The organism is Apibacter sp. B3706 (assembly GCF_011082725.1).
Taxonomy (GTDB): Bacteria; Bacteroidota; Bacteroidia; order Flavobacteriales; family Weeksellaceae; genus Apibacter.
The window spans coordinates 1,990,338-2,005,531 of sequence record NZ_CP049715.1 but is presented as its reverse complement, the minus strand read 5'-3'; the positions used below and the strand labels follow the sequence as shown (position 1 = coordinate 2,005,531).

The following is a 15,194-nucleotide window of genomic DNA, read 5'->3' as shown; positions in this document are numbered from 1 at the left end:
ATAAATATAAAGAAAAGAATATTCTAAAAATTAATTGAATAATTTAAAATAAAATAAAAAAATCCCGGAATTCCGGGATTTTTTTATTTTTATAAAGAAAAAATGTGATTATTACATCATTCCCGGCATTCCTCCACCCATTGGAGGCATTGCAGGTTCATCTTTTTTAATATCAGTAATTACACATTCAGTAGTTAATAACATTCCGGCAACAGAAGCCGCATTTTCTAATGCAACACGAGTTACTTTAGTAGGGTCAATAATTCCAGCACTGAACATATTTTCGTATTGTTCAGATTTGGCATTGTAACCGAAATCATCTTTTCCTTCTTTAACTTTATTAACTACAACAGAACCTTCACCACCGGCATTAGCAACAATTTGACGAAGTGGTTCTTCAATAGCTCTTCTAACGATTTTGATACCGGTTTCTTCATCTTGATTAATACCTTTAAGAGATTCAATTCCGTTAATTGCGCGAACTAAAGCGACACCACCTCCGGCAACAAAACCTTCCTCAACAGCAGCACGAGTTGCATGTAATGCATCATCTACTCGGTCTTTTTTCTCTTTCATTTCAACTTCTGAAGCAGCACCTACATATAAAACAGCAACTCCTCCCGCTAATTTAGCAAGTCTCTCTTGAAGTTTTTCTTTATCGTAATCAGAAGTAGTATTTTCAATTTGAGCTTTAATTTGAGCTACTCTTTGTTTGATGTTTTCATCACTTCCTGCACCATTAACAATAGTCGTGTTATCTTTATCGATAGATACTTTTTCAGCAGTACCTAACATTTCTAATGTAGCTCCTTCAAGAGTTAATCCGGCTTCTTCAGAAATAACAGTTCCACCTGTTAAAATAGCGATATCTTCCAACATTGCTTTTCTTCTGTCTCCAAATCCCGGAGCTTTAACAGCAGCAATTTTTAAAGACCCTCTTAACTTATTTACTACTAAAGTAGCCAATGCTTCACCATCTACTTCTTCAGAAATAATAAGTAAAGATTTACCATGTTGTGCAACTGGTTCTAACACTGGAAGTAAATCTTTCATGCTGGATATTTTTTTATCGCATAATAAAATATATGGATTTTCCAGCTCAGTGATCATTTTATCTGTATTAGTCACAAAGTAAGGAGATTGGTATCCTCTGTCAAATTGCATACCTTCTACTACGTCTACGTAAGTATCAGTACCTTTTGCTTCTTCCACAGTGATAACACCTTCTTTTCCTACTTTACCGAAAGCTTCAGCAATAAGTGAACCGATAGTATCATCGTTATTTGCAGAAATTGATGCAACTTGTTTGATCTTTTCTGAATCAGAACCAACTTCTTGAGATTGTTTTTTTAATTCTTCAACAACAGCAGCTACAGCTTTATCGATCCCTCTTTTTAAATCCATTGGATTTGCACCCGCAGCTACATTTTTTAATCCTTCTCTTACAATAGCTTGTGCCAATACAGTTGCTGTAGTTGTTCCATCACCGGCAACATCATTGGTTTTAGAAGCAACTTCTTTAACCATTTGAGCTCCTAAATTTTCAATAGGCTCTTCTAATTCAATTTCTTTTGCAACAGTAACACCGTCTTTAGTTACATGAGGAGCTCCGAAAGATTTTTGTATAACTACATTTCTTCCTTTAGGTCCTAAAGTAACTTTAACAGCATCAGCTAAAGCATCTACCCCTTTTTTAAGGGCATCTCTAGATTCAATATTAAATTTTATATCTTTTGCCATTTTAATTTTTTTAAGATTTGAGTATTTGGTTTAATTAAACAATTGCTAAAATATCAGACTCTCTCATTATAAGATAATCCTTTCCATTAAGTTTTAGTTCAGTTCCGGAATATTTTCCATATAAAACTTTATCACCAACTTTAACAGTTAACGGTTCGTCTTTTTTTCCGGCTCCTACTGCAACTATAACCCCTTCTTGTGGTTTTTCTTTAGCACTATCAGGGATAATGATTCCTGAAGCTGTTTTTGTTTCAGCAGCTGCCGGCTCTACTACTACACGGTCAGCCAATGGTTTAATTGATAGTTCTGACATATCTATTATTTTTAATTTTTATATTATTTTTTTAAACTAATTGGTAATACCCTTTTCTTTTTTCTAAAAATATGCCAAATAAAAGTTTTATGACAAAAAGAAAGTAAACGCGTCAAGGTGTCAGATGACTTATATATATTGTTTAAGTGGGGTATTTATTTTTATAAATAAGTATTTGTAATACAATGCTATAAGTTTGAAATACGTTTAAAAATGTTATGTATAAATGAAAAAACCTTTGATAAAATAAAAATATCAAAGGTCTATAATGAAGTATAGATAATTTAAAATTAAACTATATTATTTTTTATTTTTTTAACACTAAAAGATAAACTGATGTAGTAAATGCCTAAAAACAACATAGATATGCTAACCCATATTAGCAAAGCGGCTAATCCGATTGGAGGGAATACCACTATGACAAAAGAAAGGATAACTTCCAGTATGCCTAAAGTTAATAGCCATCCCCAATTACTTAACCCCATATTCTTAATATCAAACGAGTGGCCAATTAAACTAACTCCTTTAAATAACAGCCAGAAGCCAATAAAGAAAGATAAGATTCCCATTTGAGTAAATATATTGGAGGATATTAATATAATCCCTACCAATAAGTCTAAAATACCACCGGCCAAATACCATCCCCAATTGCTGGTATGAGTATTACTTAATGAAAAAACAATTTCGAAAATACCAAAAACCAGAAAAGAGACAGAAAAAAATGTTGTTAAGAAAATTAGTGATGGAGTAGGAGACACCATTACTATAATACCTGCTAAAATGAACAATATGCCTAAAAGGAGCATAATCCACCAATTTTTTATAAAAGATTTCATATAAATTTTATGTAATTATTAGGATAAGATAATTTCAAAAATAATGCCATGAAATTGTTATATACAAATGAAATAAAGGTTGGTAAGTGTCCATATAATAAGTGTAACTATTAAATTTTTATTTTTTTAATTAGGTATTATTATTGTAGATTGTCAACTAAAAAAGAGAATAATTTCAAATTGAAAAATAAATTAGATCTATTACAGCTAATCGAAGAAGCAAAAAATTCCAGGCAACAGGCTCAAAGTAAAATAGTAAATTTATTTTGGAGTGATATTAAATCCTATATTTTTTCTTTAGTGAAAGATGAAAATTATTCAGAAGAGCTCACTGTTGAAACCTTTACAAAAGTTCTAAACAAGTTAAATTTATACAATTCTGATTTTGATTTTAGAACTTGGGTTACTTCCATTGCACATAATTCAGCCATAGATTTTTTAAGAAAAAAAAATAAGGATAAAAATAAATTTTTAGATGATGACTATCAACAACCAAGAGATTGGGAACCATCGCCTGAGCAGTTGTTTATTGATAAACAAAATTTAGAAGCATTTGAAAAAAGATTAAATAATCTTCCTGAAAATTATCGAAAATTAATTTATTCTCGATATGTAGAGGGAAAAAAGCTTAAAGATATAGTTGAAGAAACCGGTTTATCTTTAGCTAATGTAAAAGTAAGCTTGATGAGAGCACGTAAGCTTTTATCTTAAAAAAATTTACTTTAATTACCTAACAAATACTAAACTTTTTTCTGTAGATAATTGATCTGAATATTCATATCCGTCCTCATTATACGTCTTGATATCCTCCCAATGGGTTATAGAGTTTTCAGCGCACCAACGAGTCATCTTTCCACGGGCATTTTTAAAATACATCATAATGCTTTTTAAAGATCCATTTTTATAATCTTTAAATTCAATATCCATAACTTGACCTTTCAACTTTTTTAAGTCAATTACTTTAAAATATTCTTTACTCGCAAGGTTTAGTATAGGTTCATCATTTTCAAGTAAATTATTCAAATAAGTAGTCAATATATCTTTCCAAAACCCATATAAATCGTTGGCTCGTTCGGTTTTAAGTTTTTTACCCATTTCTAATCGATATAACATAATATCATCTGAAGGATGAAGCAAACCGTAAAGGCCTGAAAGAATTAATAAATTTTTTTGTAAATAATCTAAGGCGGATTTAGATAAGGATTCGGCATCTAGCCCTCTGTAAACTTCTCCTTTAAATGCAAAAATAGCCTGTACGCACTCCTTTTTTACAGGATTGGGAGTCCATTTATGAATTCTTTCCCAATTTTCTTCGGACAATTTTGATGAAATATTCAATAAATTTTCTAATTCAGATGGAGAATATTCCTTTAAAACAAGTTGTAATTTTTTACTATAATCAATGAATTCGGGTTGAGTGTGTTGATTCCAGCTTGAATTGGTTTCCAAACTCATAATTTTTGCCGGAGAAAGAAGTATTTTCATTTAAAATTTATTAGCGATGTAGCTAAGTTATTAAAAAAGATTGATGTTTAAACGTTGAATTTAACTTATTTAAATACGAAAGGTTAGGAATTAATCCTAACCTTTGAAAAAAATTATATATATTTTTTATATTTCAAAATCAGAATTTACATCTAATTTTTGAGCAATAATCTTGTTTATTTTATTTTTCAAATAAGGAATGGAAACAGATTCCATTACATCCGCACAGAATGCGAACATAAGTAAAGCTTTAGCTTCTTTCTCATGAATTCCCCTTTGTTTCATATAAAACAAGGCATCATCATCGAGTTGCCCTACGGTACATCCATGGGAACATTTCACATCGTCTGCAAAAATTTCTAACTGAGGTTTCGTATCGATGCTTGAGTTTTCAGACAACAAAATATTATTATTTTGCTGGAAAGCATTCGTTTTCTGAGCTATTTTATTTACTTTGATTTTTCCGTTAAATACGCCATGTGCAGAATCTTGATATATACCTCTATAAAGTTCATGGCTTTCACAATTAGGTTGGTTATGTTTGACTAGTGTATGATTTCCCACTTCTTGTCCTTCTCCTATAAGAGTAACACCTTTTAACGTTGAATTGATATTTTCTCCTTTGTGATCAAAAGATAATTCATTACGAACCGTTTTGCCGCCAAAAGAAAAAGTATGCACAAAAGCGTTGCTGTCTTTTTCTTGTTCAATATAGGTAGAGTCTATTAAACAAGAGGAATGTTTATCATCCTGAATTTTATAAAGGCTGAAATTCGTATTTTTTCCAACAAAAATTTCTGTAACTATATTATGAAAGATGTCCAATTCAGAAAGCGTATGAATTCTTTCAGAAATTTGAATTTGAGACTGATCTTCAATGACAAATAAATTACGAAGGTTGCTAATGGCCTTATATTCTTGTTTTGAGCTTATATAGATTAATTCAATTAACTGATTCTCTATTGTTTGTTTAGGTACATAAATAAAAGTTCCTTCTTGATATGATGCCGTATTTAATACGTTAAAATAATTCTCATTATTAGAAATGGAATTTAGCTTAGAGAGAATAATTGTTTGATATGTTTCATTTTTTAAAGCTTCAGAAAAAGGAAGCACTTTCCATGAATCCTGTGGGTAATTGGAATACATTGGTGAAATGATTCCATCAATCAAAACTATTTTAAAAGAATTCGATTCATTACCTAAAATACTCTCTATAATCTCTTTAGAAACAGGATTATTTTTTGCAGCTTCATAGGTTTCCGGATTAAAATCTGCTATTTTTGAAAATTTCCAATCTTCATTTTTTGAGGTTGGAAGACTGCTATTTTCTAATGTTTGTTGAGCTTGTTTTATAATTTTTACTAATTCTGTATGTTGTGGAATATTCATTTTACTAATTTTAGTTAAGAGGATGACTGATTGGCGTATTTGAAAATTATAACCAATCGTAACCTTTTTCTTCTAATTCCAATGCTAATTCTTTAGTTCCCGATTTTATAATTTTTCCGTTCATTAAAACATGTACGAAGTCAGGAACGATATAATCCAATAAGCGTTGGTAATGAGTAATAACTAAAACGGCATTATCTTTATTTTTTAATTTATTAACCCCGTTAGAAACAATACGTAATGCATCAATATCAAGCCCTGAATCCGTTTCATCCAAAATGGATAATTTAGGTTCTAACATAGCCATTTGGAAAATTTCATTTCTTTTCTTTTCACCTCCTGAAAATCCTTCATTAAGAGATCGGGAAAGAAAATCTTTTCTAATTTCAAGCATTTCAGATTTTTCTTTAACTTTTTGTAAAAATTCCTGTGCCGAAATATCTTCCTGTCCTCGAGCTTTGCGATTAGCATTTATGGCTGCCTTTAAAAAGTTGGAAACGCTAACACCCGGAATTTCCACGGGATATTGAAAAGACATAAATATACCGGCATTGGCTCTTTCTTCAGGAGCAAGGTCTAACAAATTTTTTCCATCTAAAAGAATAGAACCTTTGGTAACTTCATAATCTTCTCTTCCGGTAATTACATTGGAAAGCGTACTTTTTCCCCCTCCATTAGGACCCATAATCGCATGTACTTCTCCTTTATTAATTTCAAGATTTATTCCTTTAAGTATTTCTTTTTCTCCTATTCTTGCGTGCAAATTTTTTATTGAAAGCATTTTTATCGTATATTATCTTAAACTTATTCAAAAACAAATATACTACCTTTATAACTGCTGTAAAAAATAGGTTATAAATTTTATTGATTTCAAAATTGATTAACATTATTTAAATAAATATTTTTCAAAGACTTACTAATGCAAAGGTTTCCTATTAAATGGAATATTTCACAGAAAATCTCTCATTTTAAAATACTTCTTATTTAAAAAAGTATGTTTTAATAAATTCAATGAATTCAATTGATGTTGATTTTCTTTAAATTAAGGGTCTTTATCGTCAATATCCAGTTTTTTACTTATAATTTTCTTTAAAGCCGATGGAATCCACTTTAAAAGTTGTTCAATGCCATCTAAAATTTCTCCCGTATATGCACCGGTAAGCATACATAATACGTATATAGTATTGTGGGATACATCGGTAAATTCTTGCATCAGTATCCCCATGGAAATTCCTATTATTATGGAAATGGGTGTTTTAATAAGAAGTCTGCATACAGAAGTTCCTTTATATAAGGAACGAGCGATCATACTAATCACAGTAACAAAGATCAAACCTTTGTTTTGGATAAAAAAATCAAATAGTGTTTCGTTAATTTCTTTACAATAAGATATCATATGGGCTTTTTAAAGGTTGTTATTTAAGGTTTTAATATGAAATACACTTTAATTATATCATATAAAATATTAATTTTTAAAGTGTCTAGTTTCGATAACAAAAATTATTAGCTTATTACTTCTTGAAAATTAAGGGATAAGAAAAGCTAATAATAAAGAAGCTTTCAATAAAAAAGAATAAAAAAAGGAAATTCTTACAAAATGAAATCGGTAACATATCAATAGATAAATCATAAAAAAAGAATATTTTCTTTCATTTTATTTGTATTCTCGTAATATGGTTGCTTTCTCTTTCAAAATGAAACTCAGGTCGTTTCCATCTTTTTCGACGTATTTCATCTAATTTATCTTCAATTTTATCAATGAGGTCGACGGGTATTTCTAAAGGGTAGGACCACTCTAAAATTTTAATTTGATTATGATGGATGATACATCTTTCCTTTAAACTAAGAAATTTTCGAACTTCAGAATCATAGCTTAAACAGGTTCTTAAATCATGGATGTTTAATTTTCTTTTTCTCATGGTATGGTGTATTAATTGGTAAATTAATTCTTTTTAATTGCTAATTAAGATCAGGATAAATCGGGTTATAATTGAATATTAATAATTGGATCATTCTAAATTCGCGAACTATATTTAACTAAACCGTTATAATTCGTGGAATCAATCTTAAAAATGGTATTTTGTTCTTAATATTCATATAATCATTTATTAGTTCCTGTTTAGTTAACATCTTTCTTGTTTGTTTGTAAATCGAAATAAAAGTTTCGATATCTAATAAATTAATTTTCTGGTAATTATATGGGTTTTTAAAAAATTAATGTATATTTACGTTATAATACAAAGCAAACATACAAACATATTTGCAAAAAATAAATAAAATATGAAAAATAACACAAATTTCTTTGAAAGAATAGCTGAGATCATTAAATATAAAGGATTTAGAAGTGTTCATGATTTTGCAATTAATGGGTTGGGATATAGTTCTTCGGAAAAATTAAACCGATTAAAAAGGGAAGGAACTAAACCTTCTTATGACATATTAGAAGATATTGCCAATAAGTTTGATGAAATAAATGTAAATTGGCTTCTTACCGGAAGAGAATCTATGTTAAAAAGAGGATCAGTATTTCCGAGAGGAAAAGAAATTATTACTGTTCCGATAAATGTGCACCGTAAAACGGCGGATCCTGTTAGAGAAATACAAGATGTCCCATTATATGATTTAGAAGCTACAGCCGGTTTGGTTGAGCTTTTTAAGGGGACTTCCAGTGAAGCGGTTCTGGATCGAATTCGTATACCGGGTATAGCTAATTGCGATGGAGGAGTATATGTGAAAGGAGATTCCATGTATCCATTACTGAAAAGTGGTGATATAGTATTATATAAAGAAATAACTTTAGATAAAATTTTTTGGGGAGAAATGTATTTACTATCTATAAAAATTGATGACTGGAGTGAATATATTACCGTTAAGTTTGTCCAAAAATCCGAATTAGGAGACAATTATATAAAGCTGGTTTCACAGAATCAACATCATCAGCCTAAAGATATGTTAATGGAGCATATAAATGCTATTGCTTTAATACGAGCAAGTATACGGTTGCATAATTAAATTACAATATTTAATACGTTTGAGATTTTATACGGTTAAGTAAAATTTATTTGTAAACTTCATAAAGTAACTTTTTTTACTTTAACCGTTTTTTTAAACCTGTAGATATTATAAATTTTTTATAAATAAATATTATTGTTGCCAATAGTAATTATAGGCTTATTAATTCAAAATTATATAAGAATATAGATGATCCACAAATATATTAGGAAAGAATATATTAATCCCTGTAATAGATGCGCTTTACTCTGGGCGAAATAGAGGTTAAGACTTCATAAGGAATTGTTTGATACCAGTCAGCATATTCTTTCAAACTAGGATTTTCACCAATTATAATGACTGGATCTCCTTCTTTGCAAGCAATCCCCGTTACATCAATCATCATCATATCCATACAAATATTTCCAATGATAGGAGCTTTCATTCCATGTATCGTTACATATCCTTTACCATTTCCTATGATTCTACGAATACCATCTGCATAGCCAATAGGTAAAGTTGCAATAGAAGAATTTTTTTCAACAACATAATGTCGGCCATATCCGACTGTTTCTCCGGGTTTAAGATTGTGAATATTAGAGATAACAGTTTTTAAAGTAATTACATTTTCCAGCATTTTTAAAGCCTTTTCGTTATCAATATATCCATACATACCAATACCTAAACGAACGGCGTCAAATTGATATTCGGGATAATTAAGAATACCGTTTGAATTTGCTATATGAAGAAGAGGTCGATAACCTAATATTTTAACTAATAGATCAAATGAATATTTCAGTCTCGTCGCTTGTAATCTGGTAAATTCTTCTTGCTCTAACACATCGGACACTGCAAAATGACTGAAAACCGATTTTACCTTTACATAAATATTATCTTTTAATAAGTCACCTAATTTTTGAGCTTCATCGGGTTGGAAGCCTAAGCGATGCATTCCGGTATCTATTTTAATATGTATAGGATAATCCGATACGCTTTTTTCTTTTAATTTTTGTGTAAATAAATCAAGTTCCCTAAAACTGTATATTTCCGGCTCCAAGTTATATTCAATGACACGATTATAACTGCTGATTTCAGGATTCATAACCATAATAGGTAAATAAATCCCCCGGTCTCTTAAATTAATACCTTCATCCGCATAAGCTACTGCCAGATAATCTATATGATAATATTGTAAAACTTCTGCAATTTCAAAATTTCCCAAACCGTAAGAAAAAGCCTTAACCATGGCAATAATTTTAGTTTTCGGTTTTAATTTACTTTTGAAATAATTTACATTATTCAAAAGTGAATTCAGATTAACTTCCAGTATGGTATCATGAGATTGAACTTGCAGTAATTGAGCAACTTTTTCCAATTCAAATGCACGGGCCCCTTTAATTAATAGGGCAGCATCTTTTATAGATCGACTTTCTAAAAACTTAATAACTTCTGCCGTGGACAAAAAGCTTTTTAACATAGCATTAAATAAGCTTTGATATTGGTGCATTTTTTCTCCTACTAAAAGGACATGATGTAAAGGAAAAGAATTAACTAAGTCAGCAATTTTTTTATACAATGCAGCTTCAGGAAGACGAGATTGGAAAATATCTGATAGTACCAATACTTTTTTAGGTTTATTTTGCTGAAAAAGATACTGTAAGGCTATTTCCAAAGATTGATAATCCGAGTTGAAGGTGTCGTTTATGATAGTACAATTGTTAATTCCCGATACTTGTTCTAAACGCATCGATACCGGTTGCAAATGAAAAATTTTTTCTTGTATAAAATCGTATTTACAGCCCAATTCAGAAAGTACGGCTACTAAACATAATACATTTTGAATAGAGGCATTATCAGTAAATGGGATAGTATATTTTCTCTTTTCCCCCCAAATGGAGACGTTCAATTCTGTTGTATTACCGGTAAGAGAAAAATCTATTAATTGGATGTCTGAATTTTCCTTTCCGAAAGAAATTAATTTTTTATTGGAATACGTTTTTTGAATTATTTTTGAAATAAACGGATCACTTGGATAAATAATCACCCGTGAGTGTTTAAAAAGTTTAATTTTTTCTACAATTTGCTCTTCCCGATCTTTAAAATATTCGGAATGAGCCGCCAGTACATTTGTGAGAACTCCAATCGAAGGGTGCAAAACATCTTCCTGTTTATCCATTTCACCGGGTTTGGAAATTCCGACTTCAAAAATTCCTAAATTGTGTTTAGAAGTAATTTGTAATAGAGATAAGGGAAGTCCAATTTGAGAATTAAAACTCTTAGGACTTTTTATTATTGAAAATTCATCCCATAAACAATGGTCAAGCCATTCTTTTAGTATGGTTTTACCATTACTTCCGGTAATGCCTATGGTTAGAAGATTAGGAAAAGAAGTTGCGTGATGACGAGCCCATTTTTGCAATGCAGAAACCGTATCATCTACTATCAAATATGTAGCATCGTGATGCATTGAGGGAATATGTGACGTTATAAAAATTCGAACCGATTTATTATAGGCATCTTCCATATAAGTATGTCCGTCACGAACTCCTTTAAATGCAATAAAAGTACCATCGGCAGGAGATACTATATTTCGGCTGTCATAGAAAACATGTTTAATTATTCTATCAGGATTGCCGATGAGTTGGGCATCGATAATTCGGGCCAGTTGAGATGCGGAATATTTCATCGTAGAATCTCTAGTTAAATTTCATCCTTTTTCTGTACTTTTTCCTTATTCATTATCTCCCAAAAAGCTTGCCTGCTTAGAGGTTCATATTTGTCCTTTTCTCCTAATTCCACCAAGTTCTCACCGGATGAAATTCTATGGGAATAATTAGCTAAATTTCCGGTTTTTACGCAAACAGCATGTACTTTTGTTACGTATTCGGCGGTAGCCATTAAAAAGGGCATCGGTCCAAAAGGTCTGCCTTTAAAATCCATATCCAAACCTGCAACTATAACTCTTTTGCCTTGATTGGCAAGTAGATTGCAAACTTCCACTATAGTATCGCTAAAAAACTGCGCTTCATCGATTCCTACAACATCGCAATCGGCTGCCAAAAGAGGAATTTCTAAAGGATTATCAATAGGAGTGCTGGGATAAGAAGTTTGATCATGGGAAACCACCAATGTTTCATCATATCTTACATCCATGGCAGGTTTGAAAATTTCAACCTTTTGTTTTGCAAATTCTGCACGTTTAAGTCTGCGTATAAGTTCTTCTGTTTTACCGGAGAACATGGAACCGCAAATTACTTCAATCCAGCCAGTTTGTTGAGTGCTATTTGTTGTATTTTCAAGAAACATTTGTAAATTTCGGGTCTTTAATAAAAATTTTTACAAAAGTAGAAATTAACGAACATATTAAAAAGCAAATTATGAATGCTAAAGAAATATTTCAAAAGGAAGTTCTAGAGGAAATAAAATCCATTGCCGGAGAAATTAGCCGTGTGCAAAGCTTTTCAGGTCTTTTGTCGCATCAGCAGAAAATTCAAAATTTATACGAAAAATTTATTTTTTTAAAACAATTATCTACTTCTAAATATCAGCAGATTCTTGAAAATTTAGAAAGTAATGGAAAAGTTCAGGAAAAAAAAGTAGAGGTTAGAGATTTTTATGAAACGGACAAAGAGGAAGTATGTGAAGTGTCTGATCCTATAAACTCAACAAAAAATGATAAGGTTGAAAACAATGTAATCACAGAAGAACAAAAAGTTGAGGATCCTTTTGTAGAAGCAGTTGATACAACTGAAGAGATGAGAAAATCAGAGGAAGAAAATTTAAAAAAAATGGATTCTCTGAATATCCAAATTGCAGAAATAAAACCTCAAGAAAAGAATAGAATTGTGCGACCAATTAATTTAGATTTTAATGATTCCATAGCATTTATCAGTCAATTGTTTAATGGCAGCAAATCAGATATGGATGCTGAATTTGCTCAGTTAAACCAAACCCAAACCATAGAAGAAGCAAAAAGATGGATGGAAGAAATGTTCGTAAAATACAATTGGAAAAACAAAGAAGAATATGTGGAACGTCTATCCGGTTTAATAGTTCACAGGTTTGATTCTTAAAAGTTTATAAAGTATAAAAGTATATGAGTGGAAAGCTATATTTAATTCCAACTCCTATTGGAAATCTGGAAGATATAACCCTGCGGGCTTTACGGCTTTTAAAGGAAGTAGACTTAATTTTGGCTGAAGATACTCGTACTTCCGGTAAGCTTTTAAAGCATTACGATATCCAAACGCCTATGCAATCATATCATATGTTTAATGAACATCAAAAAACAGCGGGGTATACTCAGCAAATTTCTGAAGGACGTGTCATTGCTTTAATCACCGATGCCGGAACGCCGGGAATCTCGGATCCCGGATATATGCTTGTAAAATCGTGCATCGAAAAAAATATATCGGTAGAATGCCTTCCGGGAGCAACGGCTTTTGTTCCTGCCCTGGCTATCTCAGGTCTTCCTTCTCATGAATTTATTTTTGTAGGCTTTTTACCGGCCAAAAAAGGAAGGCAAACAAAACTTAAAGAGCTATCTCAAGAGAGCAGAACTATTATTTTATATGAAAGCCCCCATAAAATAAATACTACTTTGGAACAAATCTCTGAAATCTTCGGAGAAGATCGAAGAGTTAGCATAAGCAGGGAACTTACCAAAATGTATGAAGAAACGTTGCGTGGCAGGGTAGGCGAAATAGTAAAAATATGCAAAGAAAAGCCTTTGAAAGGGGAAATAGTTTTACTAATTGAAGGAAAATAAGTATCTTTAGATTTATGATTTCCAACCGGTGTAAATACGCTTTAAAAGCTTTGATTTATATAGCAAGACAAGATAAGGATAAAAGTATATTGTCGACAGAAATCTCTAATGATGAAAATATTCCCAAAAAGTTTTTGGAGAATATTTTAAGAGACCTTAAGAATGCACAATTTTTAACCAGTAGAAGAGGAGCAAAAGGAGGGTATCGATTGAATAAAGACCCCGAAAAAGTAACCTTGATAGAAGTGATTCGATTAATGGATGGGCCGATAGCTTTATTGCCTTGTGTGTCGATTATGTATCATCAGCCGTGTGATACTTGTACAACAGAAGATACTTGTACTATACGCGATGTATTTATAGAAGTTCGAGATGCAACCTTAGAAATATATAGAAAAACAACCTTAGCAAGTTTGGCAAAAAAGAAAAATAAGTTATCTTTGTGATCGAAAATTCGGGGCTGTAGCTCAGCTGGCTAGAGTGTTAGACTGGCAGTCTAAAGGTCGTGGGTTCGAGCCCCATCAGCTCCACAATAAAGGAAATAAATTTAAACAAGCACCAAAAAAATAATTCGGTGCTTTTATTTTTTAATAACTCTTATTTCTACATCTATTATAAGTAATTACCTCCTCTCTTTTGAAAATCAATCCATTTAAAAATCAGTTATATTGGTAGAAATAAAGGTAATAGATATACAAATTAACGTGGTTTAAAATCAGAAATTTACATTAGCTCTATCAATGTTAATAAACATGATTATTATTAAAATAATTTAAAAACAGTTTAAAGAATACCATCGGTGTCTTTATCAACGATTTAAAAATTTATAAAGGTATAATCATTGCAATTATAGTATGGGTAGAGATGAAATAATTAAATTTTAAAAGATCCATGTTAACAACTGCATGTATTTAAATGATGAAAATAATATATCATAAAACCATACTGTTTTTATTTATTGTCATTGGTATGGTTAGCCATCTTAAATCACAATATAACAATAAAATACAGGATCCTCTTTTGAATTCCAGGCAGCAGAGTATAATAATTATATCGAGCTATACAGCTAAAGGAGACTTATCTCAACTTAAAAAAGCGTTAAATAATGGGCTTAACTCCGGTTTGACAGTAAATGAAATCAAAGAGATCTTGGTACATTTATATGCTTATTGTGGATTTCCGCGCAGTATTCGGGGATTACAAACCTTTATGGAAGTGATTGAGGATCGTAAAAATCAAGGCATAAAAGATATAGATGGAAAAGATATTTCTCCCCTTAAAAGGAACGAAAACAAATATGAAAGAGGAAAAAAGATACTGGAAGAATTGACTAAAACCCAACAACCTGAAAAACTTAGTGGTTATTCAGCATTTGCTCCGATAATTGATACCTTTTTGAAAGAACATTTATTTGCCGATATTTTTGAAAGAGATATTATTACTTATGCTGAAAGGGAATTAGTAACCATTTCAGCTATTAGTGCAATAGGAAAAGCAGAACCTATGCTTCGTTCCCATTTAAATATCTGTCTTAATGTAGGATGGTCTCCCCGACAACTTCAACAATTTACATCTATAATAAAAACAACTTTAAAAAGAAAAGAAGCTTCCTCTGTGCGAAAAATTGTAAATGAAATAGTTGAACAGCAAGAAAAAAATACATAACATT

At 31.0% G+C, this 15,194-nt stretch carries 16 protein-coding genes and 1 tRNA gene; 7 read left to right on the top strand and 10 right to left on the bottom strand.

The features are described 5' to 3' along the window. Positions 1-111: 111 nt before the first annotated feature. The 3 genes from groL to G8C41_RS08750 all read right to left on the bottom strand — a co-directional run bounded on the left by groL (position 112) and on the right by G8C41_RS08750 (position 2,889). Positions 112-1,740, bottom strand: coding sequence for a chaperonin GroEL (gene groL / locus G8C41_RS08760; RefSeq protein WP_105296415.1), 1,629 nt, complete (start codon positions 1,738-1,740; stop codon positions 112-114). Between the two features lie 34 nt (positions 1,741-1,774). Then, positions 1,775-2,053: a co-chaperone GroES gene (gene groES / locus G8C41_RS08755; RefSeq protein ID WP_055426187.1), complete on the bottom strand. Its 279-nt coding sequence runs from the start codon at positions 2,051-2,053 to the stop codon at positions 1,775-1,777. 290 nt (positions 2,054-2,343) lie between these two features. After that, positions 2,344-2,889, bottom strand: coding sequence for an HdeD family acid-resistance protein (locus G8C41_RS08750; RefSeq protein ID WP_105296414.1), 546 nt, complete (start codon positions 2,887-2,889; stop codon positions 2,344-2,346). A gap of 180 nt (positions 2,890-3,069) precedes the next feature. Between G8C41_RS08750 and G8C41_RS08745 the strand changes: the two genes are divergently transcribed. Next, positions 3,070-3,600 carry an RNA polymerase sigma factor gene (locus G8C41_RS08745; protein WP_166007318.1) on the top strand — a complete coding sequence of 177 codons (531 nt, stop codon included), beginning with the start codon at positions 3,070-3,072 and terminating at the stop codon, positions 3,598-3,600. A gap of 15 nt (positions 3,601-3,615) precedes the next feature. Here the strand turns inward: G8C41_RS08745 and yaaA are convergent, their stop codons facing one another. The 5 genes from yaaA to G8C41_RS08720 form a co-directional block, all read right to left on the bottom strand. Next, positions 3,616-4,374 carry a peroxide stress protein YaaA gene (gene yaaA, locus G8C41_RS08740; protein ID WP_166007316.1) on the bottom strand — a complete coding sequence of 253 codons (759 nt, stop codon included), beginning with the start codon at positions 4,372-4,374 and terminating at the stop codon, positions 3,616-3,618. A 126-nt stretch (positions 4,375-4,500) separates the two neighbouring features. Next, on the bottom strand, positions 4,501-5,766 hold the full coding sequence (gene sufD / locus G8C41_RS08735; RefSeq protein ID WP_166007314.1) for a Fe-S cluster assembly protein SufD: 1,266 nt from the start codon (positions 5,764-5,766) through the stop codon (positions 4,501-4,503). Positions 5,767-5,812: 46 nt separating this feature from the next. Then, entirely contained in the window at positions 5,813-6,547 is a 735-nt protein-coding gene (gene sufC, locus G8C41_RS08730) for a Fe-S cluster assembly ATPase SufC (protein ID WP_166007312.1), read from the bottom strand. A 261-nt stretch (positions 6,548-6,808) separates the two neighbouring features. After that, complete coding sequence (locus G8C41_RS08725) at positions 6,809-7,162, bottom strand: hypothetical protein (protein ID WP_166007310.1); 354 nt, start codon at positions 7,160-7,162, stop codon at positions 6,809-6,811. 253 nt (positions 7,163-7,415) lie between these two features. Beyond that, a complete protein-coding gene (locus G8C41_RS08720; RefSeq protein ID WP_105296408.1) occupies positions 7,416-7,685 on the bottom strand; it encodes a hypothetical protein in 270 nt (89 codons plus the stop codon). A 361-nt stretch (positions 7,686-8,046) separates the two neighbouring features. Here G8C41_RS08720 and G8C41_RS08715 point away from each other — a divergent pair, with 361 nt between their 5' ends. Beyond that, on the top strand, positions 8,047-8,778 hold the full coding sequence (locus G8C41_RS08715; protein WP_166007308.1) for a S24 family peptidase: 732 nt from the start codon (positions 8,047-8,049) through the stop codon (positions 8,776-8,778). Positions 8,779-8,998: 220 nt separating this feature from the next. On the opposite strand, the gene G8C41_RS08710 is transcribed toward G8C41_RS08715, so the two are convergent. Together G8C41_RS08710 and G8C41_RS08705 are read right to left on the bottom strand one after the other, a co-directional pair. Next, complete coding sequence (locus tag G8C41_RS08710) at positions 8,999-11,443, bottom strand: bifunctional UDP-N-acetylmuramoyl-tripeptide:D-alanyl-D-alanine ligase/alanine racemase (RefSeq protein WP_166007306.1); 2,445 nt, start codon at positions 11,441-11,443, stop codon at positions 8,999-9,001. 14 nt (positions 11,444-11,457) lie between these two features. Then, positions 11,458-12,063: a thymidine kinase gene (locus G8C41_RS08705; RefSeq protein ID WP_160557642.1), complete on the bottom strand. Its 606-nt coding sequence runs from the start codon at positions 12,061-12,063 to the stop codon at positions 11,458-11,460. Positions 12,064-12,134: 71 nt separating this feature from the next. On the opposite strand from G8C41_RS08705, the gene G8C41_RS08700 reads away from it, so the two are divergent. The 5 genes from G8C41_RS08700 to G8C41_RS08680 all read left to right on the top strand — a co-directional run bounded on the left by G8C41_RS08700 (position 12,135) and on the right by G8C41_RS08680 (position 15,190). Next, on the top strand, positions 12,135-12,830 hold the full coding sequence (locus tag G8C41_RS08700) for a hypothetical protein (protein WP_166007304.1): 696 nt from the start codon (positions 12,135-12,137) through the stop codon (positions 12,828-12,830). Positions 12,831-12,853: 23 nt separating this feature from the next. Beyond that, positions 12,854-13,525, top strand: coding sequence for a 16S rRNA (cytidine(1402)-2'-O)-methyltransferase (gene rsmI / locus G8C41_RS08695; protein WP_166007302.1), 672 nt, complete (start codon positions 12,854-12,856; stop codon positions 13,523-13,525). Positions 13,526-13,539: 14 nt separating this feature from the next. Then, positions 13,540-13,971, top strand: coding sequence for an RrF2 family transcriptional regulator (locus G8C41_RS08690; protein WP_105296402.1), 432 nt, complete (start codon positions 13,540-13,542; stop codon positions 13,969-13,971). A 10-nt stretch (positions 13,972-13,981) separates the two neighbouring features. Further along, positions 13,982-14,055, top strand: a tRNA-Ala gene (locus tag G8C41_RS08685). Positions 14,056-14,440: 385 nt separating this feature from the next. Beyond that, complete coding sequence (locus G8C41_RS08680) at positions 14,441-15,190, top strand: carboxymuconolactone decarboxylase family protein (RefSeq protein WP_221411725.1); 750 nt, start codon at positions 14,441-14,443, stop codon at positions 15,188-15,190. The last annotated feature ends 4 nt before the right edge of the window (positions 15,191-15,194 follow it).